The sequence below is a fragment of the Rhodanobacter hydrolyticus genome, assembly GCF_044904645.1.
This window is the reverse complement of record NZ_JADIKK010000008.1, coordinates 1,130,071-1,154,672: the sequence shown is the minus strand read 5'-3', so window position 1 is coordinate 1,154,672 and position 24,602 is coordinate 1,130,071. Positions and strand designations below refer to the sequence as shown.

Genomic DNA, 24,602 nt, shown 5'->3' with positions numbered 1-24,602 from the left:
TCAGGCCAGATCGAAACGGTCGAGGCTCATGACCTTGGCCCACGCTGCCACGAAGTCGCGCACGAACTTCTCCTTGCCATCGGAGCTGGCGTAGACCTCGGCCAGCGCACGCAGCACCGAGTTCGAGCCGAATACCAGGTCGACGCGGGTGCCGGTGTACCTCGTCACGCCGGTCCTGCGGTCGCGGCCTTCGAACAGGTCGCCGGCTGGTTTCCATTCGGTGGCCATGTCCAGCAGGTTGACGAAGAAATCATTGCTGAGCACGCCGGGGTTGCCGGTGAACACGCCGTGCGTGCTGCCGTCATGATTGGCGTTCAGCACACGCAGGCCGCCGACCAATGCGGTCATCTCCGGTGCGGTCAGGGTGAGCCGTTGCGCCTTGTCGATCAGCAGATGCTCGGCAGGGACATCCGATTTCGCCTTGAGGTAGTTGCGGAAACCGTCGGCATACGGCTCCAGATAACCGAAGGATTCGACGTCGGTCTGTTCGGCAACGGCATCCACGCGGCCCGGCGAGAACGGCACCTCGACGGCGATGCCCGCCGTCTTGGCCGCCATCTCGATGCCCACGCCGCCGGCCAGCACGATCACGTCGGCCAGCGAAGCCTTGCCGGAGGCTTTCTGGATTTCTTCCAGCTTCGGCAGCGCCTGGATGGCCAGCGCGTTGATCGCCCAGTCCTTCTGCGGAGCCAGCCGGATGCGCGCGCCGTTGGCGCCGCCGCGCTTGTCTCCGCCGCGGAAGGTGGAGGCCGAAGCCCAGGCCAGCGAAACCAGTTGCGACACGCTGAGGCCTGAGGCGGCGATCTTCGCCTTGAGGTCGGCGATGTCGGCGGCGCTGGGGTGATGCGTGGCCTTGGGCAGCGGGTCTTGCCAGAGCAGATCTTCCGTCGGCACTTCCGGACCGAGGTAGCGCGCCTTGGGGCCGAGGTCGCGATGGGTCAGCTTGAACCACGCGCGCGCATAGGCGTTGGCGAACGCCTGCGGATCGTCGCGGAAATGGCGCGAGATTTTTTCGTAGGCGGGATCGAAGCGCAGCGACAGGTCCGTGGTGAGCATGGTCGGTCGACGCTTCGGCGAATCGGCGGTAGGGCCGGGGATGATCGCGTCGCTGCCCTTGGCGACCCACTGATGCGCGCCGGCCGGACTCTTTTCCAGCTCCCACTCGAAGTCGAACAGGAACTTGAAGAAGTCGTTGCTCCATTGCGACGGCGTGCGCGTCCAGGTGACTTCCAAGCCGGAGCCGATCGCATCCTTGCCCTTGCCGCTGGCGAACGTGCTGGCCCAACCCAGGCCCTGCTGCTCCAGCGAGGCGGCTTCCGGCACGTCGCCGACGTGGCTGGCCGGCGCGGCGCCGTGGGTCTTGCCGAGGGTGTGGCCACCGGCGATCAGCGCCACGGTTTCCTCGTCGTCCATGGCCATGCGCGCGAAGGTCTCGCGGATGTCGTGTGCGGCGGCGAGCGGGTCGGGGTTGCCGTCGGGGCCTTCCGGATTCACGTAGATCAGGCCCATCTGCACGGCGCCCAGCGGATTGTCGAGCGCTCGCTCACCGGGCTTGCCGTGCGAATAGCGGCTACCTGGCGTGCCGCTCGCCGCCAGCCATTCGGTTTCGTTGCCCCAGGACACGTCGAGGTCGGGTTCCCACACGTCCTCGCGTCCCGCGGCGAAGCCGAAGGTGCGGAAGCCGCTGGATTCCAGTGCGACATTGCCGGCCAGCACGATCAGATCGGCCCAGGAAATCCGCTGGCCGTATTTCTGCTTGATCGGCCACAGCAGGCGGCGCGCCTTGTCGAGGCCGACATTGTCCGGCCACGAATTGAGCGGGGCGAAGCGCTGCTGCCCGCGCCCCGCGCCGCCGCGCCCGTCACCGACGCGGTAGGTGCCGGCGCTGTGCCAGGCCATGCGTATCATCAGGCCGGCATAGCTGCCGCCGTCGGCGGGCCACCAGTCCTGCGAATCGGTCATCAGCGCCAGCAGGTCCTTCTTCAGCGCGGTGTAGTCGAGTTTCTTGAATTCGTCGCGGTAACCGAACGTCTTGCCCAGCGGACTGGATTTTTCGGAATGCTGGCTCAACAGGTCGAGCCGCAACTGGTTCGGCCACCAGTCGCGGTTGGTGGTCCCGGTGATCGTCTGGTGGAAGGGGCACTTCGCTTCGGCGGACATGGGCTCTCTCCTCGTGCGTGGGGTGGCCCGAACCAATCTACGCAGCTCCAGCCATTCGTGGAATTCGAATATTCCAATACCGGCGATAGTGCGTGACTATCGCCTGGCGTGAAGCCGCGAGTATGTCGGGCAGGCCGTGATGGAGAGGTGTCGATGCCGCTCTCAGCGCAGCTGCTTGAGCCGGTAGAGCGCTTCCAGCGCGTCACGCGGCGCCAGCGTATCGGGGTCGATGGCATCCAGCGCATGTTCCACCGCCGAGGGCGCCGGCGGAGCGAACAGGCCGAGCTGCGGCGAGGCATCGGCGGCAGGTGCCGGTGCGCCGACGTGCGCATGCATGCCGTGCTCCAGTTCCGCCAACGTGCGCCGGGCATCGGCGATCACTGCCTTCGGCAGGCCGGCCAGTGCTGCCACCTGCAGGCCGAAGCTGCGGTTGGCGGGGCCTTCCTTCACTGCGTGCATGAACACCAGTTGCTCGCCGTATTCGACGGCGTCGAGATGCACGTTGGCGATGCCGGAAAATTCGTTGGCGAGTTCGGTCAGCTCGAAATAGTGTGTGGCGAACAACGTGAAGGCCCGGCTCGTTGCGGCCAGATGCACCGCTGCAGCGCGCGCCAGCGCTAGGCCGTCGTAGGTGCTGGTGCCGCGGCCCACTTCGTCCATCAGCACCAGGCTGTGCGCAGTGGCGTTGTGCAGGATGTTGGCGGTTTCGCTCATCTCCACCATGAAGGTGGACTGGCCGCGCGAAAGGTCGTCGCCCGCGCCGATGCGGGTGAAGATGCGGTCGACAGGACCGATCACGGCGCGGCTGGCCGGCACGTAGCTGCCGATATGGGCGAGCAGCACGATCAGTGCGTTCTGCCGCATGTAGGTGCTCTTGCCGCCCATGTTGGGGCCGGTGATGACCAGCATGCGGCGGGCGTCGTCGAGGGCGAGGTCGTTCGGCTCGAACGGTTCCTGGCGGACCTTTTCCACCACGGGGTGGCGGCCGCGCTCGATGGCGATGCCGGGTTCGTCGGCGAGTTCTGGCACTGCCCAGTCCAGCGTCTCGGCGCGCTCGGCCAGCGTGGCCAGCACATCCAGTTCCGCGATGGCGGCGGCAGCCTGCTTCAGCGGTTCCAGTTGCCCGGTAAGCGTGTCGAGCAGCGCCTCGTACAGCGCGCGCTCGCGCATCAGCGAACGTTCCTTCGCGCTGAGTACCTTGTCCTCGAACTGCTTGAGCTCCTCGGTGATGTAGCGCTCGGCGTTCTTGGTGGTCTGGCGGCGCGTGTAGTGAGTAGGCGCCTTGTCCGACTGCGCCTTGCTGATCTCGATGTAGTAGCCGTGCACGCGGTTGTAGCCCACCTTGAGCGTGGGGATGCCGCTGGCAGTCTTCTCGCGTTCTTCCAGTTCCACCAGGTACTGGTCGGCGTGGGTGGACAGCCGGCGCAATTCGTCCAGCTCGGCGTCGTAGCCGTCGGCGATGACGCCGCCGTCGCGTTGCAGTACCGGTGGCTGCGGCACGATGGCGCCTGCAAGCAGGGTGGCATTGTCGGCGTGGTCGCCGATACGCTTCACCAGCGATTGCAGCAACGGAGCGGGCTCTTGTTGAAGAGTGCGGCCATGGATGGCCGCTTCTTGATCTTCGCACTCATGGATGAGCGCACTGATTACGGGCGCTGCCAACAAGCCATCACGCAAGGTGGAGAGATCGCGCGGCCTTGCCGAACGCAGCGCCACACGCGCGAGAATGCGCTCCAGATCGCCGATGCCGCGCAGTTGATCGCGCAATGCCTCGTACTGGCGGTTGTCGATCAGCGCGCCGGTGGCTTGATGGCGCGCGCGCAGCACCGCGCGCGAACGCAGCGGCCGGTTGAGCCAGCGGCGCAGCAGGCGCGCGCCCATCGGCGTCACGGTTTCGTCCAGCACGCCGAGCAGGGTGTGTTCGGTGCGGCCGCTGGGATGCGTGTCGAGTTCCAGGTTGCGGCGCGTGGCGGCATCCAGCGCGATGGTCTCGCCGGCGAATTCCACGGCCATGCCGCTGAGATGCGGCAGGGCGCTCTTCTGGGTTTCCTCGACGTAGCCGAGCAGGCAGCCGGCGGCGCCGATGGCCAGCGGCAGCTGGTCCACGCCGAAGCCGCCGAGGTCGCGCGTGCCAAAGAAGCGGTTGAGTTCGCGCCGTGCGGCGTCGCTCTCGAAATGCCATGGGGGCCGCTTGCGCAGGCCGGGCAGTGCGGAAACCAGCTTCGGCCAGGCCACGCTTTCGTCCACCAGCGTCTCGGCCGGCTGCAGGCGCGCGAGTTCCGCGGCCAGCGCTTCGGCGCCCGGTACTTCGCTGAGCAAGAAACGGCCGCTGGAGAGATCCACCCAGGCGAGACCGTAGCCGTCCTTCGCGCCCGCGCTGATCGCCAGCAGCAGGTTGTCGCGACGTTCCTCCAGCAGCGCGGCGTCGGTCACCGTGCCCGGCGTGACCACGCGCACCACCTTGCGCTCCACGATGCCCTTGGCCAGCGCCGGGTCGCCGATCTGTTCGCAGATCGCCACCGACTCGCCCAGGCGTACCAGCTTGGCCAGGTAGTTCTCTACCGCGTGGTAGGGCACGCCCGCCATCGGGATCGGTGCACCCGCCGACTGCCCGCGCTGGGTCAGCGTGATGTCCAGCAGCCGTGCCGCCTTGCGCGCATCGTCGTAGAACAGCTCGTAGAAATCGCCCATGCGGAAGAACAGGAGCACGTCGGGATGCGCCGCCTTCGCGGTGAGGTACTGGCGCATCAGCGGGGTGTGCAGGGAGAGATCGTCTTGGCTCATGCGTAATTGCGCGTGGGTGGAACAGGGTGGCCGATCCGCGTTAACGTGCCGGTCTTGAAGAGCGGGAGTCTCGCATGGAGTTGTCGTCTGTTCCTACCGATGCCGAATTGCGCGGGCTGGCGCAGTCAGTGGCGGACGAGACCCAGCGCCAGCGGCTGATGCTGGTCACCGCCGAATCGTGCACCGGCGGCTGGATCGCCAAGACGCTCACCGACCTGCCGGGCAGCTCGGTGTGGTTCGCCGCCGGCGTGGTGACCTACAGCTACGAGGCCAAACAGGCGCTGCTGGGTGTCGATCCGCGCACGCTGGAGCGTGTCGGCGCGGTGAGCGAGGAGGTCGCACTGCAGATGGTTGCCGGCGCGCTGGCCCGTTTCGGCGCCGGTGTGACGGTGGCAGTCACCGGCATCGCCGGCCCCAGCGGCGGCACCGCGGACAAACCGGTGGGTACCGTCTGGATCGCCTGGAAGCGGCGCGGTGGCTATGCCCATGCACAACTGTTCCAGTTCACCGGCGACCGCGAAGCGGTGCGCCGCCAGACCGTGGCCGCCGCGCTCGCCGGCCTGCGGAAAACCCTGACCGAGTGAGGCGTTGCCTGCCGACGGTAAGGCTTGACCGGTGTGGGATACTTCATGTTCGCCGTGATCGCAGCCCGTGAGATGCAGCCCGGGCATCATGGCCCCACATTCGCAGCCAACCGGAACCAAGACGATGGATGACAACAAGCGCAAGGCGCTCGCCTCTGCCCTCGGCCAGATCGAAAAGCAGTTCGGCAAGGGTGCCGTGATGCGCATGGGCGATCGCACCAACGAGGCGATCGAAACCGTGTCCACCGGTTCGCTGGGTCTGGACATCGCGCTGGGCGTGGGTGGCCTGCCGCGCGGCCGCGTGGTCGAAATCTACGGACCGGAATCCTCGGGCAAGACCACCCTCACCCTGCAGGTGATCGCCAACTGCCAAAAGAACGGCGGCACCGCGGCCTTCGTCGACGCCGAGCATGCGCTCGATCCCACCTATGCCCAGAAGCTGGGCGTGAACGTGGACGACCTGCTGGTCTCCCAGCCCGACACGGGCGAACAGGCGCTGGAAATCGCCGACATGCTGGTGCGTTCCGGTGCGGTGGACGTGGTGGTGGTGGATTCGGTGGCTGCGCTCACGCCCAAGGCCGAAATCGAAGGCGAGATGGGCGACTCCCACGTCGGCCTGCATGCCCGCCTGATGAGCCAGGCGCTGCGCAAGCTCACCGCCAACATCAAGAAATCCAACTGCCTGGTGATCTTCATCAACCAGATCCGCATGAAGATCGGCGTGATGTTCGGCAGCCCCGAAACCACCACCGGCGGCAATGCGCTGAAGTTCTACGCCTCGGTGCGCCTGGACATCCGTCGCACCGGCGCGGTGAAGAAGGGCGAAGAGGTCATCGGTTCCGAGACTCGCGTCAAGGTGGTCAAGAACAAGGTGGCGCCGCCGTTCCGCCAGGCCGAGTTCGAGATCCTCTATGGCGAAGGCACCTCGCGCGAAGGCGAGATCATCGAGTTGGGCGTGGCGCAGAACCTGATCGACAAGTCCGGCGCCTGGTACAGCTACAAGGGCGACCGCATCGGCCAGGGCAAGGAAAACGTCCGCCAGTTCCTCAGGGACAACCCCGCCGTCGCCAACGAGATCGACGCCGAGCTGCGCGTCCGCCTGCTGGTGAGCAATGCAGGCAAGGCTTCGGCCTCCGAGGAGGCGCTGGAAGAAGCCTGATCGCATTGCGCCTCCGCCCCGCGGAGGCGCAATCCTCGGTCTTCAGATACGGCGCGGTGTGGCCGCATGGCAGGTCGTATCGCTGTGAGTCGATCCGAAGTCCTCGACACAGCCTGCTCGTAGGTCCGACGTCAAGTCAGGCCACTTCTCCTGGTTCCTTCTCTTGACTCGGGGCATTCCCGGATCGAGTCCGGGACAGGCTCTGCCCTCTGCCCTTCGGGCCGGCTTCGCTGTTCGCCGCCGCTCCTGCGGTGGCGTGCGCCAGCTAAAGAAGGAACTCGGACGCTGGCAGGCGGCCGAAACTGCCCTGTCGCTTGCGGCAGGCGTTCGAAAGTCCGCCGCAGGCGAGCTAGCCTGGGGCAAATGCCGAATTTGGCGATACGGCAAGCTCCCATGAAGCGCAAGCAGAGCGACAACACCGGCAAACCGCGCTCCAGCGCCTACGACAAGGCACTGGGCCTGCTGGCCCGCCGCGAGCAGTCGAAACGCGAACTCCGCCGCAAGCTGGATCAGGGTGGCTACGCCGGCGAAGAGTCTGACGCAGCCTTGGCCAAGCTGGGCGAGCAGCATTACCAGGACGATGAACGCTTCGCCGCCATGCTCCTGCGCAATCGCGCTTCGCAAGGCTACGGCCCCGCGCGCATCCGCATGGAGCTGAAAACCCACGGTTTGGCCGATGCGGCGATCCGCCGCCTGCTGGACGAATCCGAAGTGGACTGGCAGGCGAGCGCTGTCAACCAGCTACGCCGCCGCTACGGCGGTAAGGCCGCCGCGGATCGCGAGGAGCAGGGGAAGAGGGCGCAATTCCTCCTGCGGCGCGGTTTTTCCGCCGCCACGGTAAGATATGCGACCCACGCCGAAGTGGACGAAGCCGACGAGGAGACTTGATCGCGGCGGAGTAGCGGCGTGCCTCCTCGCAGCCATTGCCGTCACGAATGAAAACCGCCGACATCCGTTCGACCTTCCTCGACTTTTTCCGCGCGAAAGGCCACACCATCGTGCCCTCCGCGTCGTTGGTGCCGGCCAGTGACCCGACTTTGCTGTTCACCAACTCGGGCATGGTGCCGTTCAAGAACGTGTTCCTGGGCAGCGAAAAGCTCTCCTATGTGCGTGCGGCCGACGTGCAGCGCTGCCTGCGCGCGGGCGGCAAGCACAACGACCTGGATGCCGTGGGCTACACCGCGCGCCACCACACTTTCTTCGAGATGCTGGGCAACTGGTCGTTCGGCGACTACTTCAAGCGCGAAGCGATCACCTGGGCATGGGAGCTGCTCACCCAGGTGCTCAAGCTGCCGCCCGAAAAGCTCTGGGTCACCGTCTACCACACCGACGACGAGGCCTACGACATCTGGCACAAGGAAGTCGGCGTGTCGGCCGAGCGCATCGTGCGCATCGGCGACAACAAGGGGGCGCCGTTTGCTTCCGACAACTTCTGGCAGATGGCCGACACCGGCCCCTGCGGTCCGTGTACCGAGATCTTCTACGACCACGGCGCGGACGTGGCCGGTGGCCCGCCCGGCTCGCCCGACGAGGACGGTGACCGCTACATCGAGATCTGGAACCTGGTGTTCATGCAGTTCGATCGCGCGCCCGACGGCACGCTGTCGAAACTGCCCGCGCCCTGCGTGGACACCGGCATGGGCCTGGAGCGCCTGGCCGCCGTGCTGCAACACGGGCATTCCAACTACGAGATCGACCTGTTCCAGCACCTGATCAAGGTGGCGGCCGAACTCACGGGCACGAAGAACCTGGCCAACCAGTCGCTGCGCGTGATCGCTGACCACGTGCGTGCGTGCTCCTTCCTGATCGTGGACGGTGTGCTGCCGTCGAATGAAGGCCGTGGCTATGTGCTTCGCCGCATCATCCGTCGCGCCCTGCGCCACGGCTGGATGCTTGGCGTGCGCGGCGACTTTTTCTGGAAGATGGTGCAACCGCTGGTCGAGGAGATGGGCGAGGCCTACCCGGAACTGAGGGCCAAGCAGGCCTTCGTGGAAGATGCGTTGCGCACCGAAGAGCAGCGCTTCGGCGAAACGCTGGAACACGGCATGCGCGTGTTCGACGAAGTCGCCGGCAAGCTTTCCGGCAAGACTATCGCCGGCGTGGATGCGTTCCGCCTGTACGACACCTACGGTTTTCCGGTCGACCTCACCGCCGACATCGCGCGAGAGCGCGGCCTCGAGGTGGACATGGCCGGTTTCGAACAGGCGATGAACGAGCAGCGCGAGCGCGCCCGCGCCGCGGGCAAGTTCGAGGCCAAGGGCCAGATGCCGGCGGAACTCGCCAGCCAGCTCGCACCCACCGTCTTCCTCGGCTACGACGCTTTGGCTGCGACCGGAAGCAAGGTGCTGGGCATCGTGCGCGATGGCCGCCAGGTCGGACAGCTCGACGAAGGCGAACAGGGCTTCGTGATACTCGACCGCACGCCGTTCTACGCCGAATCCGGTGGCCAGGTGGGCGATACCGGTACGTTGTCGCAAGCCGGCGGCCGCTTCGAGGTGGCCGATACATTGAAGATGGGCGGCGTGTTCTTCGGCCATGCCGGCACCTGGCATGGCGTGCAGCCGCTGAAGACCGGCGACGTGGTGGACGCGCAGGTTGACACCGCACGCCGTCAGTCCATCGTGCTCAACCATTCCGCCACCCATCTGCTGCACGCCGCGCTGCGCAAGGTGCTGGGCACGCACGTCACGCAGAAGGGTTCGCTGGTGGCCCCCGAGCGCCTGCGCTTCGATTTCGCCCACCACAAACCTCTGAGCCGTGGAGAGCTCGCCGAGGTGGAGGCCCTGGTCAACGCCGAGGTGCGCCGCAACGCGGCCGCCGAAGTGCGCCACATGGCCTACGACGACGCCATCGCCTTCGGCGCCATGGCACTGTTCGGCGAGAAATACGGTGACGAAGTGCGCGTGCTGAAGATGGGCGAGTTCTCCACCGAGCTGTGCGGCGGCACCCACGTCGGCCGCACCGGCGACATCGGTCTGTTCAAGGTCGTGGCCGAGTCCGGCGTGGCCTCCGGCGTACGCCGCATCGAGGCGGTCACCGGTGCCGGCGCGTTGGCCTTCGTGGGCGACGAGGAGCGTCGCCTCGGCGAGCTGTCGCACCTGCTTTCCAGCAGCGGCGACGATGCCGTCGAAAAGCTGCGTCAGTTGTTCGACAAGCAGAAAAAGCTGGAGCGCGAGCTGGAATCGCTGCGCGCCAAGGCGGCCGGATCCGCCACGGCTGAGCTGGCCGGCGACGCGCAGGATGTCCAAGGCATCAAGGTGGTGGCCGCCAGGTTGGAGGGGCTGGACGCCAAGGCCTTGCGCGACAGCGTGGATCAGCTCAAGCAGCAACTGGGCGACTGCGTGGTCCTGCTGGCGGGTGCGGCGGACGGTCGCGTCTCGTTGATCGCGGGCGTGCACGGCGGCGCGCTGGGCCGCATCAAGGCCGGCGACGTGGTTGCGCACGTGGCAAAGCAGATCGACGGCAAGGGCGGCGGTCGGCCAGATATGGCGCAAGGCGGCGGCATTGACGCGCCCGACCTGTCAACGATCCTGGCGGGCCTGCCGCTGTGGGTTTCGGACCAGTTGAGGGCCTGAACAGGGTATTCATTGCGATGAGTAAAGGCGTACTCGTGCGCATTGCGCCAAGGATGGATGCTCGTTAGTATCGTTCGAATCCCCACGGTTGCAGTTTGCGGACAATGAATGATTGCCGCGGCAGGTAGCCGGGATGGTGAGCCGGGAAGGCGGTAGGGCCTTCGACGGATCGATCGTCGAACTGTAGTGATGGAGGCTCAGGGGTGAGGCGCCATCGTCTGCAGGTCTGGAACCAGGAACCAATGGAGCAGCAACCATGTTGATTCTGACCCGCAGGGTTGGTGAAACCCTGATGATCGGCGACGAGGTGACCGTCACCGTTCTGGGCGTGAAGGGCAATCAGGTGCGCATCGGTATCAATGCGCCCAAGGACGTTGCCGTGCATCGCGAAGAAATCTACCAGCGCATCAAGAGCGGCCACGAGCCGGGCACTGGGCACGGCGACGAAAACCACTGATCCACGGCCTTCGGGCTTTACGCCGAGTCGACCGGCAGGTATCCTTGCCGGCTCGCAGCGACACCAAATCCCGGAGAGATGCCCGAGTGGCCGAAGGGGCTCCCCTGCTAAGGGAGTATAGGGTCAAAAGCCTTATCGAGGGTTCGAATCCCTCTCTCTCCGCCAATGCATGAACTAAGTCGCTGAAATAGCGGCTTTTTTCTTGACTTGCGTCAGTCTACCCATGCTTGTACCCATGTTATGCGGCGCGCTTGCGGCTGGCGTCGATGCGCGCTTGCACCCAGGCATTGATCTCCGATTCCACCCACCACACGGTTTCGGTCTCAGTGTCGTGTACCGGCTTGGGGAAGGTACCGCGTGCCATGCGGGCGTAGATCGCCGAACGGCCCAGACCGACCCGGCGCTCCACTTCGCGGCGCGGGAGTAGAGTCTCGCTCATCCCATCGCCTCCTCGTAAGCCTTGGTGCTGATCGGCAACGCATACAGTTGGATGATGCCATTCACAGCAGTGCACACGACGGCATGCTTGAGTCGGCGCGCGATATCGACTTTGGCCAGGCTCGCGGCATCTGCTGACAGCGAGCCGATATGCGTGCCTCCAGGCCAGTCGAACGCGTAACAGTTGCGACGACGGTCTTCGGCCGCCTCCAACTGCGCGACCCGGCGCTTGAGTGCACGAGCCTCACGCTGCGAGATGTGCTTTGTGCTCATTGCGTCACTCCCAAAATCTGAAGGTCGATGTCGTCCACGGTCTCGCGCAGCCGGTGCCGCGCTTTGCGAAGCTGCTGCGCGATCAGGCGCCGGTCGCAGTCCGGGTGGAAGTTGCACAGCTCCGCGTGCAGCGCGCGGCGCATGTCTCGACGGAACAGTCGGTAGGCCACGCCGCCGTCATCCATCGGGACGCGGGCATAGCTGAAGGTGCCGCGGTGGGCCGGGAGCTTGCGGCTGTGGAGGCGGCTCATGCGGCACGCTCCAGCGCCCGGAAGATGTGCATGGCCCCGAGCCGCGGAACTGCATTGCCCAGCAACTTCATCGCGTCAGCATGCCGCGCTGGAAGCTTGTAGTCGTCCGGGACCGTCATCGCCTTGCGCGCTTCGGCAATCGACAGCATGCGCATCCGATCGCCATCGATGACCGCCCAGCGGTCAACGGTAGTGATGGTTCCGATTGGTCTGGACAGGCATCGGCCAGATGTGCCAGAGCCGGTGCTGTAATACGGCGCAACGAAGCGGTCACCATGCGCGCGGCGACCAGCTTCGATCCGCGCAATAGTCTTCGGCGAACGACCTGGCTTGCGGATTGGCGACCAGCTCCCGGCACTGAAGTCCACGATCTGCGCAGCCGGGATGTGGGGTATCTTCGGCAGTTTCAGCTCAAGCGGATGCTTGGACCGGGACAGCACGATGATGACCCGCTCCCGGTTCTGCGGAACTTCCAGATCGGCGAAATCGACAAGGTGCGGCGAAATGGCATAGCCCAGAGCAGTGACCGCCTGACACCACGCCGGGAAGAGAACCCACTTCGTGAAAGCGACCACGTTCTCGATCACGCCAAACGCCGGTCGATGGCATTCGAGTGCCGAGACCACGGCCCACGCTGTTGCGCGATCAGCGTCATGGTGCGGTCGATCCTTGCCGCGTGCCGGCGTGTGTCCGGTGCATGCCGGTGAGGCAATCAGTAGATCGTGCGCAGGAACCTGCGTCCAATCCTGCTGGTGAAGATCCTGGCATGCCGGCAGGACAGCATGGTTCGCGGCATAGCAGTCCGTCGCCACCTTCCAGTGGTTTCCAGCCCACACGATACGGATTCCCGCATCCTCAGCGCCGCGACTGAAAAGTCCGGAGCCGGCGAACAGGTCGATTGCGCGGATCTGGCCGCCTTGCGCACCGTCAGCCATGGAACACCTCGATCCGCACGGGCTGACCCTCCAACCGATGGCTGAACCGCCGTCTTGTGTTCGCGAGCGGCGCAAGCCACGGCTGGCGGCGAAGGATGGTTTGCTGCAGTCGATGGGCGTTCGCGTGGCGCATGTGGCCGGTGTAGCTCGACCACACGGATTGCAGATGACGGAAGTCAGCCGGCGTGCCGGTGGCGACGCGACCTTGCAGGTGTTCCTTGCGCCAGGCCTCCAACTTCTCGGCAGCATGGCTCAGGACGCGGCGCCGCACGCGGGTATGCGTCGGGTAGACCACATAGCCCAAGAAGTCACAGCCGGCCGACAGCGGACGCAGGCGCACGTCGTCCTTCAACTGCAGACGCAGCTCGCTGACCAGGAACTGCTCGATGCGCTCCTTCCACTCGGCCAGCACAGCGCGGTCGTGGTGCACCAGCACGAAGTCGTCCACGAACCGCACGTAGCGCTTCGCCTTGAGCACGTGCTTCACGAACTGGTCGAGCTTGTCCAGATACACGTTCGCGAAGAACTGACTGGACAGGTTGCCGATCGGTAGGCCGCACCCAGTCGGCGCGTTCTCCAGACGCTTGTGCATCGGCACGCGGGCGCGCTCGGCTTCCGTGCAGCGGTAGCGGATGCCCTGCACCTGCACGGGATGGCGCAGCAGAGCGTGCGTGGCGCGCATCCCGACCTCGGGCAAGCCGGCGCGCGTCAGACGCCTCTTGAGCATCGCCCACAGCGTCGGTCGATGGATGCTTGGGAAGAAGTTCTTCACGTCGAGCTGCAAATACCATCCGCCACCCTGGCCGCTGTGCACCTCGCGCACGAACTGACGCAAGCGCTCCACCGCCTTGTGCGTGCCTTTGCCCTTGCGGTTTGAGTACGAGTCGAAGATGAAACGGGGCTCGTAGATCGCCTCCAGCTGCGGCACGAGCCAGTGATGCACGACACGGTCGCTGAAGTCCGGCGCGTGGATCTCGCGAGCCTTCGGACGTGAGGCGATGAAACAGGTGGTCGGCAGCGGCTTCCAGGTGCCCGCGTTCAACTGCTGCTGCAGTTCCAGCAAGCGGTCCATCCAGCGGACCTCGAAAGCCAGCTGGTTGCGGCTGGGCTGTTTGCGGCGGCGTGCCGCCCTCCATGCATGGTGCAGCGCCTCGACGCTGACCTTTCCACCCTTACACTCACCGGGACGCGGCACCAGGCGACACGGCCGCACGACACCGTTGTTGTTGTCGCGGTTGTCGTAGTTGACGTTGCCGTTGTTGCCGTAGACCTGCCAGAACGCGCGAGGCGCTTTCCCGTTCACTTGCGACCCAGCCACACAGCCGTCGAGGTAGCGTGGCGTCGTCATGCGTTGGCCTCATAGATCGAGGCGGAACGGGCACTCAGTGTATTGGCGCGCTGACCAGGAACGACGTCCTGATCACTCTGGCCTTGAGGGGGAATCACGGATCGATACCAACCACCGACTTGCTGCCCCAGCTTCGCGGCGTCGCGATACAACGCCTCGAACTGGCGGAAACTGACGAAGGCCCGCATCTGCTTGCCGAGCTGCAAGGACAGCTTCAGATCGTCCACCTTGTCGCGCAGCTCCTCCAGCAACGCCGCGCGCCGCTCCGGTCGCAATGCGGCCAGATTGGCAATGCTGAGCACGGACCAGGCGCGCTCCCGCAACTCCGCACCGAAGGCATATCGATGCTTGCGCGGGAACCGCGTTACCGCTTCCTCAATGGCTGAGGAGAGCGATTCGGCGAGACGCACGGCGGCTGGAAGGGTGAAGGTCATGGGAGGTTACGCAGACAAGGGACGAGGAGATTCACTGACCGGGACGCGGCACCAGGCGACACGGCCGCACGACACCGCTGCCGTCGTCGCGGCCGTCGTAGTAGACGCCGCCGTAGCTGCCGTAGACCTGCCAGAACGCGCGAGGCTGTCCGTTTTCATCGTTGCCGGACGGCAGATAAGGCGTGCACGTCCATTCGTACTTATCGCCCTTGAAAGGCATTGGCATTGCCGGCTTGAAGCGCGTGCGATCAGTGATCGTCTCGCGGCGTTCAAGCGGGCCGATGGTCCAGCCCGTCAAGCCACCAAGCGTCAGGGCTGCGCAGTAGGCCATACCCTTGTCATAGCTCATGTAGTCGGTGGTCTCGGTGGCCCACTGGATGCCGGTCTTGTGGTCGGTGACGTAGGATCCATCCGGCGACAGCTCGAAGCGCGGACGTGATGCCGCAGCTGCGTTCGATGCCTTCGACAGATCGAGCGCGCCGAGATCGATGGGGCCGACCGCGGGAGTGGGCAGGTGGAGGTGCAGGTGCTTCACGTGAATGAGCGGAGCGTTCATGCGGGTGTCCTTGGTGAGGATGGGATGGGGAGCCGCACTCACGCGGCTTGATCGAGTTCGGCGTTCTTCGGCGGCGGCGTCAGCGTGATCTCCACTGTCTCCTGGATCAGCTGGCAGAGCTTTCCGCTGGTGCGGCCGTCCTGGTTGAAGTTCAGCGCGAACTTCACCGTGCAGCTGCCGCCCTCCAGGGGCTCGAAGCTGAAGCCGTGCAGCTCGACGTCCTTGAGCTTGAGCACCTCATCGAGCGCGAGGCCCGACTGGATCGCCAGCGTGTAGCCCGGAAAGTCTTCGTCCCACTGGATGGGCTTGAGGCACGGAAGCTTGAGCGCGGTGAGGCCGTCCGAGTGGTCGCCCAGCGGCAACTGCGCCTGTTCGCCCGGCGCGGGCTTGCGGTACAGAAGCTTGCGGAAACCCTTGTCGAAGATGTCGAGCACGCCGCTGTGCATCGTGGTCTCGCACTTCATCGTGCCGGCGAGCACGTTCTCGTCGCCGTGCTTCTCCATGCGGGGCGTGAAACTGTTGATTTTGGTCTGCTGGTTCGTGAGCTGGAACATGGTCGTTTTCCTTGCTGGGAAGGGGACCGGTTACGTCATCCGGCGTTGATACGTGATCCCTCGGCGCGGCCACGTGGGCTTATTGCGTTGGGCGCAGAGCAACCGGCTCTTGGCATCAGGGTTCGGTTACGCCTGCAGTTCCTTCTCGCGCGCGCCCCACAGCGCGTGCAGCGCGCCGCGTCCGGCTTCCGGAGTCAGGTCGATCAGGGAGGCCGCCTCGTCCAGCGCGTCGCGCGTGGTGGCTGCGGCGAGGGCGTCGTGGACTTCCTGCGTGGAGAGGCCAGGACCGTCATCAGCCGTGGGAGCGTCGTCAGCCGGCTGGGCGCCGGGCTGCACGGTGTAGTCGGCGTCGATCACCAGGGCGTTGTGTTGCGAGAGGCCCGCATCGGCCTGCTCGTCAAGGCCGACCGCGCGCTGGATCTCGATGCTCACCGGCAGGTACTTGAACAGCTGGCGGATGACGGTCTTCTTCGCCATCTCGTCGAAGTGGTTGGTCCAGGGGCTGTCGACGGTCTTGTTGTACTTCTCGGCCGACTTCACCGCCGCCTGGTATCCCTGGCTGCCGTCGCGCGTCGACTCGACCTTCGCGCGGCTCATGACCTCGAACTGCACGCCGCCGCCGACGAGCTTGGCGACCGCGTAGACGTGGGTCATCTCTCCGGGATCGGTGCCTTCGAACGGAACATGTTCCAGCGATTCCTCCAGGCCGTAGGCATACGCGAACTTGTCTTTCGCGTAGACGATGCGGGCGGAGAGGCTGACTATCTGACCGGAGCGGCGGGCAAGGTCGATCATGCCGCGGTAGCCGATGATCAGCTGCACGTCGGTGCCGACGACGCCCCACTGGCCGTTCGCCATCTTGGCGCGCTTGTCGAAGGGAATCAGGTAGGCATGCCCCAGCGCGCCGCCCGGCTCCAGGCCAAGGGCAGCAATCTGCATGATCGCGCCGAGGAAGCTGGTCTGGTCGCACTGCGCCAGCTTCGGCACCTTGCGGATCTCGGTGAGGGCGATGCGCGCGAGACGGTCGGCCGTCATGTGTTTGGGGAGGGCGAGCGCGATCTGCTGCTTGATCTTCGGATCGGTCAGCAGGTGCGCCAGCGTCTTGTGTTCGCCCTGCGGCTGCGTTGCGACGTTCGTGCCGGCATTGCCTGCCATGTGGTTCTGCAAAGCGTTGGCCTTGGCCATCGGTGTTTCTCCTCGGGGTGATTCAGCGGATGCGGAACACGCGGACGCCATCGGCGCGCGCCTTCCAGGTGAGTGCCGGCTTGCCGTCCACCAGCAACGTGGTGGCGTCGCGCATGAAGGCCTTGATGACGAACTCGGCGAGGTTTCGCTGGTTCTCGTCCCATGCCAGCCGGCGGCGCACGGTGGCGAGGTTCTCCAATGCGCTGCGTGTGTTCTGGTCGGCCTCAACGGCTCGGCCGCTGTCCCGGTTGTAGAGGGCAACGACGTCGGCGTGGTTGATCGGCTGCGGCGCCCGGCGCATCTCGACGTGCCAGCGCCAGAAGTCAGCGACGCGCTGGCGGATCTCGTGGATCGTCGGCTCGTGGCGCTCGATGCGGTACAGGCGGTAGTCATCGAAGCCCACCAGCGCCTGCACGTAGCAGTGCGTTGCCGGATGCACGCCCATGCCCCACATCGCTTGCGCCGTGACATACATCGGCGGCTCGTCGCCGGCGTCCGGATCGCCCCAGTCGCGCACGGCATTGGGGTGGACCGTCTTCGTCTCGCCGTTGCCGCCGTCCTCGACCTCGAAATCGATCTCAGCGCGGGCCCACGGCAGCACCGCGTCGGTGTAGCGCTCGTTCGTCCGCACGATAGCCAGGCCGCTGCGGCGCACGAACTTCTTTGCCGCCCACGGCTCCAGGTCGCGCCGGTCCTCGAAGAACTCTGCCTTCTCAGTCGTGATGATCTCCTCGCGCTCGCCGGTGATCAGCAGGTATTCGTCCAATGGCGTGCGGAACGGGGAAATGCCGAGGATGCCGGCCACGTTCGCGCCGCCGACGTAGCCGACGCGGGAGTGGGGCTGCTGGAGCCGGGCGTTCATGCGGAAGCCTTCGGCTGCACGATGCGCAGCAGGTTGAACACGCCGCGGCCAGTGCGGCCGCCGCGCACGATGAACTTGCCGGTGCTGGGCCAGAAGTCGACGACGTTGCCGACGCCGCGAACGATCAGGTGCACGCCATCGTTCTTCTGCTCGAAGTCGACGCCTCGCTCGCGCAGAAGATCGGTCGAGCTGGCTAGGTTGGACGCCTTCTTCTCGCGCTTCATGGCGCGCCAGTCGGCGTACATTTCGCCCATGTCGCTCATGCCGCGGCGCTCCGCTTGCCGCGGACCGGCTTGACCTGGGCGGCGTCGTTCTCCAGCGCCGCCATCAAGTCCTTGGTCACCTGCTGCTGACTGTGCCCGTTCACAGTGAGCCAGCTCAGTACAGCGGATGCCGCCTCGCGCAGCCCGAGATTCGCCAGCCGCTCGCGCTCGGCCTTCGCTGCAGCTGCCCGGCGCTGGCGCTCCAGCTCGGCGCGCTCCGCTTCCAGCCTTCGCTGTTCCTCTGCCTGGCGCTCGCGCTCGGCGGCCAGCTCGGCCTCACGGGCTTCGCGCTCGGCACGCTCCAGCGCTTCACGCGCGGCCCGGGCCTCTGCCTCCTGCCGCTGGCGCTCGGCGCGCTCGGCTTCCTCGCGGTCGCGCTCCTCGGCGGCGAGCCGGTCGCGCTCCGCTTGCGCCTGGCGCTCTGCTTCTGCCCGCTCGGCCGCGGCCCGGGCCTCGTCAGCCCGACGGCGCTCGTCGGCCTCGCGCTGCAGCCGTTCGTTCTCGGCGCGCATGCGTTCAAGCTCCGCGCGTTCGGCGGCCATGCGCTTCTGTTCGGCCTCCTGCTCGCGCTGGGCAGCCAGCTGCTGCTCGACACGGGCGATGGTTGCGGCCAGGGCGTCCTCGGCTTCGCGGAAACGCTCGGCGTAGAACTCGATATCGAGCGTCTGCGCGCGCAGCTTGGCCAGCTGGCCCTCGACGATCACCGCCGGCTTGCCGAACAGGCTGCCGGGCACGTTGCGAATCTCTTCAATGGCACGGGCGATGCCCTCGACGCGCTGCCGCTCGGCCTCCAGCTTCGCCAGCTTCTCGGCCTCGGCGCGCGCCTCCTCGGCCTTGATCTGCACATCAATGGGTTCCTCCATCGCGCGGATCTCGGCGGTGATGCGCTTCGCCTCATCGTCCAGCAGCTTGCCGCGGGCGAGAATGGGTGCCTTCAGCTCGGCGCGCCGCTTCTCCAGATTGGTGCGCAGCGTTCGTAGCTCGAATGTGCAGGCCTTGGCCTCCTTCATGCCCTTCGGCGTGGTGACGTCGATGACGAGGCCGGTGTACTTCTGGCGCAACTCGGCCAGAGCGGCCGCGGTCTGCGTGTACTCGGCAACCTGAGTCAGGTTGCTGCCGGCATCCTTGGTGGTGCTGGTGTCCATGGGAATCTCCTGCCGGCTACCGGCCGGCGCGGTGTGGAATGGGGTGTGCGCCTACGGCGCAATCGATAAACGAGGACTCACTGACCGGGACGCGGCACCAGGCGACACGGCCGCACGACACCGTAGTAGCGGCCGCGGTCGCCGTAGAGGACGTGGCCGCTGCTGCCGTAGACCTGCCAGAACGCGCGAGGCGTCCCGTCTTCATCCTTCCCGGCCCACTCGCAGCCGTGCGCGGTCCAGTGCCACTCGGACACGGCATCGGGGAACAGATCCGGATCAGCCGCCGGCCCGCTGCGCGAGTAGTCCACGGTCAGCAGGTGCAGGCGCAGGTCGGGCGCGAGGATCCAGCCGTCGTCGCCGGCGTGCTGCAGATCCCGGCACTTCTTCACCGCGGTGTCGAACTTGATGTTGCGGGCGAGCAGCCCGGCGCCCACCGCGAACTCCACGCCGAAGTCGGGGTAGCGGATGGCGGCGTGGCCCTTGGCGTCGAGCGGCATGATGTCGCCGGCGGGGCTGATCTTGAGGATGGCGGGCTTGGCGAAGTCGATGATGCTCATGCGGGCTGCTCCTGAAATGTGTTGGTCAGAGACGTCCGGCCCAGCGCAGAACATCGAGCGCTTGGTCGAGCGAGAGAGGAGGGCACTGGCCGATTTCCGGGCCAGAGAGGAGGGATTGGGCGAGGTAGCGCTGCCGCGTTTCCTCGGGATCGACAGGGGCCGAGAGACGTCCCCACGGAATGAAGGGGCGCGGCGATTCACAGGCAATAGCGCTCATGCGGCTTGCTCCATGGGTGATTCGCCGGCTACCGCGCGATCCAGGGGAAGATCACTGCAGGGAGGGACTGCAGTGCGGTAGCCGGCGAAGGATTGGCCGAAACGCGCGCGGGCATCGGCGCGTTTGGCGTGATAGGTGTCGAGCAGGGACTGCAGTGGCGCGATGGCTTCCGCGAACTCAGCGGCGGATAGATCATGCAGATCGGCGAGCATGGTCATGGCGACACACTCGCGAAGCTGAGAGCGACGCAAATCGCGATGAACACGACGACTGCAGCGAACATGGCTGGGTTGTTGTCTGGGTTCATCAGCCACGCGCCGGCAACTCGCAAGTAATCCTTGACAGTTCGATCCGGCTCGATGTCCGACGCGCAGAAGTTGCACGGCTCGGGCGGCTGCGGTTCGCGCTGGATGGACTCGCGCTCGACGGCGTAGATCGCATCGCGCTGCACTTCGTCGTAGGCGCGGATGGCGCGGCGGTTCTGGAGGGTTGCGCTCATGACTGCACCTCGCGGGCGCGGAGCATGGCGTCAGCCATTTCGTAGGCCAACTCCGCAGCTTCATCAACAGTAGTTGCTGTAGAGATCGGGTAGCGACGTACAACTTCGGGAAGCGCCTGCGCTGCGAAGTAGTCGCGCAGTGTCATGCCATACGTGCCATGAATGCCGAGATCGGAAGACGGGAATGCATACTCGATGCTCATGCCACCGCCCTCCACGCCGCCACCGCGCGATCCGCGGCCGTGACGCACATGGCAGCGCGAGCCAGCATGTCGGCCTGCGCGAGCTGCATCACCTTCGGGCGCATGGCTTCCCGGCGGACGCGTGCGTAATAGGCGCGGTTCTCGTGCGTGCGTGCCAGCTGCAGTTCTTCGAGGAGGTCGCCGCTCCAGTTCTTGAGCGGTCCCAAGTACTGCACGGGAGGCTTCGGCCCGGTGTCGCGCGATCCCGCGGCGCGCCACGGTTCTTCGCCGGTGCCTTTGCAGTTGCGGCAGGGCTCGAACACGATGGCGTCCGGGTCATGCTGCAGCCCGCATTCGTGCAGCCCATCACCACCGCAGATGTGGCAGTCGATGCGGCTCATGCTGCACCGCCGATGCGGGCGAATGAAGCCTTTCGCGTCTGTTTAGAACTGACGCCGCTCAGTGCATCGGCGAGCGCGGTCAGGTCGGGCTCCATGCCGGCCCGACAGGACGCGAGCACAACAATAGCTGCCCCGATCAGTTCCGCCACGGCGGCGCGGGCGCAGAAGACGTCGTCTCCAAGCTTCGTATAGATTTCTGCACCACCAGGATTAACCTGGTTATTGGCGACGCCATAAAGCCGTTCTTGTGCCTTATCTAGCACCGCCATCACATCCACGGGCGCGCTCATGCCGCGGCTCCCGCCATCGCGCTATGGATCAACGCCGGACGACGCAGCCACTTTTTCTCGGCGGCAACGATGGCCCAGCTCGGCGACGGAAACGACAGCGACGTCTGCGTGATGAACTTGCCCGTGACGGCCTCACGCACGACGCCGATCCACTGGCCCGCGACGGTGGCCGACGGCTCGGCCTGGAAGTTGACTTGCTGGTGCATGGCTTATCTCTCCTGGCCGCGCTGTCAAAACGAATAGGTCACCATCAGCGCGTGCATACCCACATAGAGCGGAGGAACGCGCTGAGAGAGGTTGTTCTGGAGATGCGCCCACTCGTAGCTCACGGTGAGGTGGTCGCGTGTCGCGTAGATGCCTAAGAGGTGCGCAGCATGAATGTTGGATGCTGTGCTGAACGACCCGTTACGAGGCTGCAGATGCATGCCTGCGCCCCAGCCGTAGACGGACTCGTGCCAGTTGTCCGCATAGATCAATTCGCCGGCTTCGACGCCAATGCGCGTCGCGCCGAACGAGAGGTAGGGGGCCAGCGAAAGCTTGAGTCCATGCACGTCACCGGAACCGACGTAGCGAGCCGTCGGCGCATTCGCGATGAGTAGATGTGTTTCGTGGTTGTAGTCCGCATCAATCGTCGTGCACTGGCAGGCCGACGTCAGATGACCGAGGTCGAGGTAGTCCGCGTGGTAGCTCAGCCCGGCGCGATCAGCCGTAACGATGTCGCCAGTGACGCCGACCAGCCACGGCATGCCGCGCGTCTCGACGTGGTTGTCCGCCGCGCCCACCTGATACCAGGTGCCGTTCGGCACGATGCGGTACTGCGAGGTGCCGAGACCGGCCTCTGCGTGCAGGGAAAGGTCGAGGTCAGCGGCTTGGGCGCCAGACACGCACAAGGCCAGTGCGGCGGCGGCTGCAACCTTGGTGGCGATGCGGTGATCCATGGCGTTCCTCCCAGCCCGGTAGGGCGTTGAGAGGAATCATCTAGCTTAAAGCTAGACATGTCAAGCAAAAAGCTAGACGAATATCGATACGACAAAGTTCACTAATACAGTCGCAGCCCCTGAGCGCACCCACGCCCATGCTCTCTACATGCAGACGATCTACTACATACAGAGCTTCAGGGAGGGGCGGCCGGCCCAGCTTCTACTGCGTGGGCACGAATCCGAGGCGCGCTGGGCTGCGCAGCTGCTGACCGAGCGCTACGACGGCGTGCTGGCCTGGTATCAGGTGCAGGACTACGACGAGGGGTACTATGGGGAGCCGCGAGTACTGGTGCGCAGCGGAGAAGTGCCAGACATTCCCGAGTTCGAAACATGAAAAACCCCGCTTGAGCGGGGCTTATGCGTGAGATGCACGAGCGACGTTAATTATGGAGTTACTTGCTTGACACGACAGCGATACACGAAAGCTTGATCGCCTTAGCTAGATATGTTCCGCCTGGAATGGTGATGCTCTCCGCATTGGGCTCTATCTGATTGGCAGGATCACCATCCCCTGTTTGTGCATCATTCGACTCAATCGAATAGGAGTGCAGATGGAGAGGCCATAATCCCTTTGGAACTTCGCTGCAATTAACGAATCCAGTGGCGATCTGGATCGAGGAATATTCGCCGGCGCCTATGGCCTTGATGGCAGCTTTTACGGCTATGCCTACAACGGAAGGATTGCCGGCGGTGTGCGCGTACCAATACTCAGTTGTCTGAGTGTCGCCAAGCTTTATCCATCCGCTTTGCCGAACAACGGGGTCGGACTTGAAGGTAGAGAATGTTGCTGCATTCAGGCGTTCGCCTTGCGCATGAGAGACAAACGGAAGCACGCCGCACAAGGTTGCAACTAATGCAATCTTCTTCATATTGTCCCCTTATTCCATTTGATTAAGTAACGCGTTCTAAATGGTGAATAAGGTACACGCGCCCCTCAATAATTGTATTTTCATTAACCGAAAACGATTCATAGGCCTTGTTGTCGCTTACGACATGGACAATGCCGCCTTTGTCTTGAAGTCGCTTAATCTGTTCACCCGTGCCGGAGTTGACCAGATAAATGCCGTCACCATTGAAGGATCGGCAGCCTGTATCGACCAGTACAGATTCGCCGGGCTCAATCGTTGGACGCATTGAATCGCCGATGCCGCGCACAAGCTTCAAGCGAGAAGGGGATGGAACAAAGCCCATGAGTGACCGGATGAAGATGGAGGTGTAGTCCACTGCCCGGATCACCTCCGGCACCTCATCGTTGACTCTTCCATCGCCCATATCCCCATCCACCTCGCGCTGCTCGGCGCGAACATAGTCTGGTCGGGTCGCAGAGTCTGCGACCTTGGCTGGTGTCGCCTCATCATGTGGCTGATCCATCCAGCCCCGCTCCTTTTCGCACTTGTCTTCGAACATTCGGGCGGTCTCGCGGTCCATGTCGCGCGCACTTCCCTTGCCAAGCCATTGATTGATCTGATTTCGATCCTTCCCGATGTGTCGGGAAAGAGCGGCCTGAGAGCCATATTTTTGAACGAGCAGCGCCAGATTCGCGCGACGTATGGTGTCAACAGTAGTCATGGGCGAATGCTAGCTACAAGCTAGGCCAGTAACGTCTAGCACTTTTGGCGCGAAATCTAGCATATTGCTTGACATTTTCGCATAGCATGTGGCTAGATGTGCTGCATGGACCTCTATGCCTACATCAGTGACATACCCAGGCGCCAGGCGCTTGCGGAAGCCTGCGACACGATTCCCGACTATCTCTGGCAGCTTGCCACTGGGCGCCGCAAGCCAAGTCCCAGTCTCGCTCGTCGCATCGAAGAAGCCACGGAGCGCCTCGGTCCCGAGAAGGTCTCGAAGGAAGAGCTGATCTTCGGCCCCCCGCCCTCCAGCAAGGAAGGGGAGGCGGCGTGATGTCGTCAGAACCCAGGATCGACGCTGCGCCCGAGAGCTGTGCGAATGACCTCTCCCGTGAGCAGCTCGGTGTTGCAGCTGGGGCATTTGAGCGCGATGGATCCCCATCCATCCGTGACGCGCTGAAGGACAACTTTCTGCCCCCGTCCGTCCAGGCACGGCTGGCAGATGAAGTGCTCGGGCTCCGCCAGGCCTTCGTGGCTTCCGTCCACCGACGCTGGGGCGCCTCGGAACTTCAGAGCGAAGACGCCCTTGGTGATTTCGGAAAGCGCATAGCGGTCGCGCTCGACCGCCGACTGTTTGAGTTTGGCCAGATCTTGTGCGGTTTCGAGGTACTGGTTCTGAAGCTCGAAGAGCTGCGCGTTCAGCGCGAACACGTTCTGCTGAGCAGCGTTCAGTTGTTGGAGGAGGGGAGCGTTCTTGATGAGATCGCGGCTCTCCAGCGCTACACGGAGGGTCTCCTGCGTCGCCTTGAGGGTTCCAGCGATGGCAGTGAATGAGCTGAACGGTTCCATGGATTTCCTCCGGTGCGTATTGATGGGGTCGGGCGACGCCATCGTACCGCCGGGGGAGTCCGCCTTTTTTCGGGGTCTGCGCCATGGGTAAAA

General features: G+C 64.8%; 33 protein-coding genes and 1 tRNA gene. 8 read left to right on the top strand and 26 right to left on the bottom strand.

Translation table 11 applies throughout. The features are described from left to right. Positions 1-2,160 (bottom strand): catalase/peroxidase HPI, encoded by a 2,160-nt coding sequence (gene katG, locus ISP25_RS07820; protein ID WP_404613000.1) that lies wholly within the window; start codon positions 2,158-2,160, stop codon positions 1-3. Between the two features lie 162 nt (positions 2,161-2,322). Further along, positions 2,323-4,944 carry a DNA mismatch repair protein MutS gene (gene mutS, locus ISP25_RS07815; RefSeq protein ID WP_404612998.1) on the bottom strand — a complete coding sequence of 874 codons (2,622 nt, stop codon included), beginning with the start codon at positions 4,942-4,944 and terminating at the stop codon, positions 2,323-2,325. Positions 4,945-5,018: 74 nt separating this feature from the next. Here mutS and ISP25_RS07810 point away from each other — a divergent pair, with 74 nt between their 5' ends. From ISP25_RS07810 to ISP25_RS07785, 6 genes are all read left to right on the top strand, one after another. After that, a complete protein-coding gene (locus ISP25_RS07810; protein ID WP_404612996.1) occupies positions 5,019-5,528 on the top strand; it encodes a CinA family protein in 510 nt (169 codons plus the stop codon). Positions 5,529-5,652: 124 nt separating this feature from the next. Then, positions 5,653-6,687, top strand: coding sequence for a recombinase RecA (recA, locus tag ISP25_RS07805; protein WP_192154575.1), 1,035 nt, complete (start codon positions 5,653-5,655; stop codon positions 6,685-6,687). 393 nt (positions 6,688-7,080) lie between these two features. Further along, positions 7,081-7,575 carry a regulatory protein RecX gene (locus ISP25_RS07800; RefSeq protein ID WP_404612994.1) on the top strand — a complete coding sequence of 165 codons (495 nt, stop codon included), beginning with the start codon at positions 7,081-7,083 and terminating at the stop codon, positions 7,573-7,575. Between the two features lie 47 nt (positions 7,576-7,622). Further along, positions 7,623-10,262, top strand: coding sequence for an alanine--tRNA ligase (gene alaS / locus ISP25_RS07795; protein WP_404612992.1), 2,640 nt, complete (start codon positions 7,623-7,625; stop codon positions 10,260-10,262). Positions 10,263-10,518: 256 nt separating this feature from the next. Continuing rightward, positions 10,519-10,719, top strand: a complete 201-nt coding sequence (gene csrA, locus ISP25_RS07790; protein WP_192154581.1) for a carbon storage regulator CsrA — start codon at positions 10,519-10,521, stop codon at positions 10,717-10,719. Between the two features lie 72 nt (positions 10,720-10,791). Then, positions 10,792-10,884 (top strand) — tRNA-Ser (locus ISP25_RS07785). Between the two features lie 73 nt (positions 10,885-10,957). Here ISP25_RS07785 and ISP25_RS07780 read toward each other — a convergent pair. The 21 genes from ISP25_RS07780 to ISP25_RS07680 form a co-directional block, all read right to left on the bottom strand. Then, positions 10,958-11,158 (bottom strand): helix-turn-helix transcriptional regulator, encoded by a 201-nt coding sequence (locus ISP25_RS07780; protein WP_404612990.1) that lies wholly within the window; start codon positions 11,156-11,158, stop codon positions 10,958-10,960. After that, positions 11,155-11,430: a hypothetical protein gene (locus ISP25_RS07775; RefSeq protein ID WP_404612988.1), complete on the bottom strand. Its 276-nt coding sequence runs from the start codon at positions 11,428-11,430 to the stop codon at positions 11,155-11,157. The genes ISP25_RS07780 and ISP25_RS07775 overlap by 4 nt, the downstream gene beginning before the upstream one ends. Beyond that, on the bottom strand, positions 11,427-11,681 hold the full coding sequence (locus ISP25_RS07770; protein WP_404612986.1) for a hypothetical protein: 255 nt from the start codon (positions 11,679-11,681) through the stop codon (positions 11,427-11,429). Before ISP25_RS07770 ends, ISP25_RS07775 begins: the two co-directional genes overlap by 4 nt. Beyond that, entirely contained in the window at positions 11,678-12,616 is a 939-nt protein-coding gene (locus tag ISP25_RS07765; protein ID WP_404612984.1) for a DNA cytosine methyltransferase, read from the bottom strand. The genes ISP25_RS07770 and ISP25_RS07765 overlap by 4 nt, the downstream gene beginning before the upstream one ends. Next, positions 12,609-13,964, bottom strand: coding sequence for an RNA-directed DNA polymerase (locus ISP25_RS07760; protein ID WP_404612982.1), 1,356 nt, complete (start codon positions 13,962-13,964; stop codon positions 12,609-12,611). The genes ISP25_RS07765 and ISP25_RS07760 overlap by 8 nt, the downstream gene beginning before the upstream one ends. Further along, positions 13,961-14,398 (bottom strand): four helix bundle protein, encoded by a 438-nt coding sequence (locus ISP25_RS07755; protein WP_404612980.1) that lies wholly within the window; start codon positions 14,396-14,398, stop codon positions 13,961-13,963. The genes ISP25_RS07760 and ISP25_RS07755 overlap by 4 nt, the downstream gene beginning before the upstream one ends. 31 nt (positions 14,399-14,429) lie before the next feature. Further along, a complete protein-coding gene (locus ISP25_RS07750; protein WP_404612978.1) occupies positions 14,430-14,954 on the bottom strand; it encodes a hypothetical protein in 525 nt (174 codons plus the stop codon). A 38-nt stretch (positions 14,955-14,992) separates the two neighbouring features. Further along, entirely contained in the window at positions 14,993-15,508 is a 516-nt protein-coding gene (locus tag ISP25_RS07745; RefSeq protein ID WP_404612976.1) for a hypothetical protein, read from the bottom strand. Positions 15,509-15,634: 126 nt separating this feature from the next. After that, entirely contained in the window at positions 15,635-16,693 is a 1,059-nt protein-coding gene (gene recT / locus ISP25_RS07740) for a recombination protein RecT (RefSeq protein WP_404612974.1), read from the bottom strand. A 22-nt stretch (positions 16,694-16,715) separates the two neighbouring features. Then, positions 16,716-17,555, bottom strand: a complete 840-nt coding sequence (locus tag ISP25_RS07735; RefSeq protein ID WP_404612972.1) for a YqaJ viral recombinase family protein — start codon at positions 17,553-17,555, stop codon at positions 16,716-16,718. Continuing rightward, positions 17,552-17,818: a hypothetical protein gene (locus tag ISP25_RS07730; RefSeq protein ID WP_404612970.1), complete on the bottom strand. Its 267-nt coding sequence runs from the start codon at positions 17,816-17,818 to the stop codon at positions 17,552-17,554. Before ISP25_RS07730 ends, ISP25_RS07735 begins: the two co-directional genes overlap by 4 nt. Beyond that, complete coding sequence (locus tag ISP25_RS07725) at positions 17,815-18,963, bottom strand: coiled-coil domain-containing protein (protein WP_404612968.1); 1,149 nt, start codon at positions 18,961-18,963, stop codon at positions 17,815-17,817. The genes ISP25_RS07730 and ISP25_RS07725 overlap by 4 nt, the downstream gene beginning before the upstream one ends. Before the next feature lie 77 nt (positions 18,964-19,040). Further along, positions 19,041-19,520 carry a hypothetical protein gene (locus ISP25_RS07720; RefSeq protein ID WP_404612966.1) on the bottom strand — a complete coding sequence of 160 codons (480 nt, stop codon included), beginning with the start codon at positions 19,518-19,520 and terminating at the stop codon, positions 19,041-19,043. Between the two features lie 25 nt (positions 19,521-19,545). Beyond that, positions 19,546-19,737, bottom strand: a complete 192-nt coding sequence (locus ISP25_RS07715; RefSeq protein WP_404612964.1) for a hypothetical protein — start codon at positions 19,735-19,737, stop codon at positions 19,546-19,548. Beyond that, positions 19,734-19,955 (bottom strand): hypothetical protein, encoded by a 222-nt coding sequence (locus ISP25_RS07710; protein WP_404612962.1) that lies wholly within the window; start codon positions 19,953-19,955, stop codon positions 19,734-19,736. The genes ISP25_RS07715 and ISP25_RS07710 overlap by 4 nt, the downstream gene beginning before the upstream one ends. After that, positions 19,952-20,236 carry a hypothetical protein gene (locus ISP25_RS07705; protein ID WP_404612960.1) on the bottom strand — a complete coding sequence of 95 codons (285 nt, stop codon included), beginning with the start codon at positions 20,234-20,236 and terminating at the stop codon, positions 19,952-19,954. Before ISP25_RS07705 ends, ISP25_RS07710 begins: the two co-directional genes overlap by 4 nt. Further along, complete coding sequence (locus ISP25_RS07700) at positions 20,233-20,439, bottom strand: hypothetical protein (RefSeq protein WP_404612958.1); 207 nt, start codon at positions 20,437-20,439, stop codon at positions 20,233-20,235. Before ISP25_RS07700 ends, ISP25_RS07705 begins: the two co-directional genes overlap by 4 nt. Continuing rightward, positions 20,436-20,819, bottom strand: coding sequence for a hypothetical protein (locus ISP25_RS07695; protein ID WP_404612956.1), 384 nt, complete (start codon positions 20,817-20,819; stop codon positions 20,436-20,438). The genes ISP25_RS07700 and ISP25_RS07695 overlap by 4 nt, the downstream gene beginning before the upstream one ends. Next, entirely contained in the window at positions 20,816-21,109 is a 294-nt protein-coding gene (locus ISP25_RS07690) for a hypothetical protein (protein ID WP_404612954.1), read from the bottom strand. The genes ISP25_RS07695 and ISP25_RS07690 overlap by 4 nt, the downstream gene beginning before the upstream one ends. Further along, positions 21,106-21,315: a hypothetical protein gene (locus tag ISP25_RS07685; RefSeq protein WP_404612952.1), complete on the bottom strand. Its 210-nt coding sequence runs from the start codon at positions 21,313-21,315 to the stop codon at positions 21,106-21,108. Before ISP25_RS07685 ends, ISP25_RS07690 begins: the two co-directional genes overlap by 4 nt. A gap of 24 nt (positions 21,316-21,339) precedes the next feature. Next, positions 21,340-22,047, bottom strand: coding sequence for a hypothetical protein (locus ISP25_RS07680; protein ID WP_404612950.1), 708 nt, complete (start codon positions 22,045-22,047; stop codon positions 21,340-21,342). A gap of 148 nt (positions 22,048-22,195) precedes the next feature. On the opposite strand from ISP25_RS07680, the gene ISP25_RS07675 reads away from it, so the two are divergent. After that, positions 22,196-22,423, top strand: a complete 228-nt coding sequence (locus ISP25_RS07675) for a hypothetical protein (RefSeq protein ID WP_404612948.1) — start codon at positions 22,196-22,198, stop codon at positions 22,421-22,423. A 58-nt stretch (positions 22,424-22,481) separates the two neighbouring features. On the opposite strand, the gene ISP25_RS07670 is transcribed toward ISP25_RS07675, so the two are convergent. Both ISP25_RS07670 and ISP25_RS07665 read right to left on the bottom strand, forming a co-directional pair. Next, positions 22,482-22,958 carry a hypothetical protein gene (locus tag ISP25_RS07670; RefSeq protein ID WP_404612946.1) on the bottom strand — a complete coding sequence of 159 codons (477 nt, stop codon included), beginning with the start codon at positions 22,956-22,958 and terminating at the stop codon, positions 22,482-22,484. 22 nt (positions 22,959-22,980) lie between these two features. After that, positions 22,981-23,658, bottom strand: a complete 678-nt coding sequence (locus ISP25_RS07665; RefSeq protein WP_404612944.1) for a S24 family peptidase — start codon at positions 23,656-23,658, stop codon at positions 22,981-22,983. Between the two features lie 105 nt (positions 23,659-23,763). Between ISP25_RS07665 and ISP25_RS07660 the strand changes: the two genes are divergently transcribed. Then, positions 23,764-23,994, top strand: coding sequence for a hypothetical protein (locus ISP25_RS07660; protein ID WP_404612942.1), 231 nt, complete (start codon positions 23,764-23,766; stop codon positions 23,992-23,994). A gap of 5 nt (positions 23,995-23,999) precedes the next feature. On the opposite strand, the gene ISP25_RS07655 is transcribed toward ISP25_RS07660, so the two are convergent. Continuing rightward, positions 24,000-24,509, bottom strand: a complete 510-nt coding sequence (locus tag ISP25_RS07655) for a hypothetical protein (protein WP_404612940.1) — start codon at positions 24,507-24,509, stop codon at positions 24,000-24,002. Between the last annotated feature and the right edge of the window lie 93 nt (positions 24,510-24,602).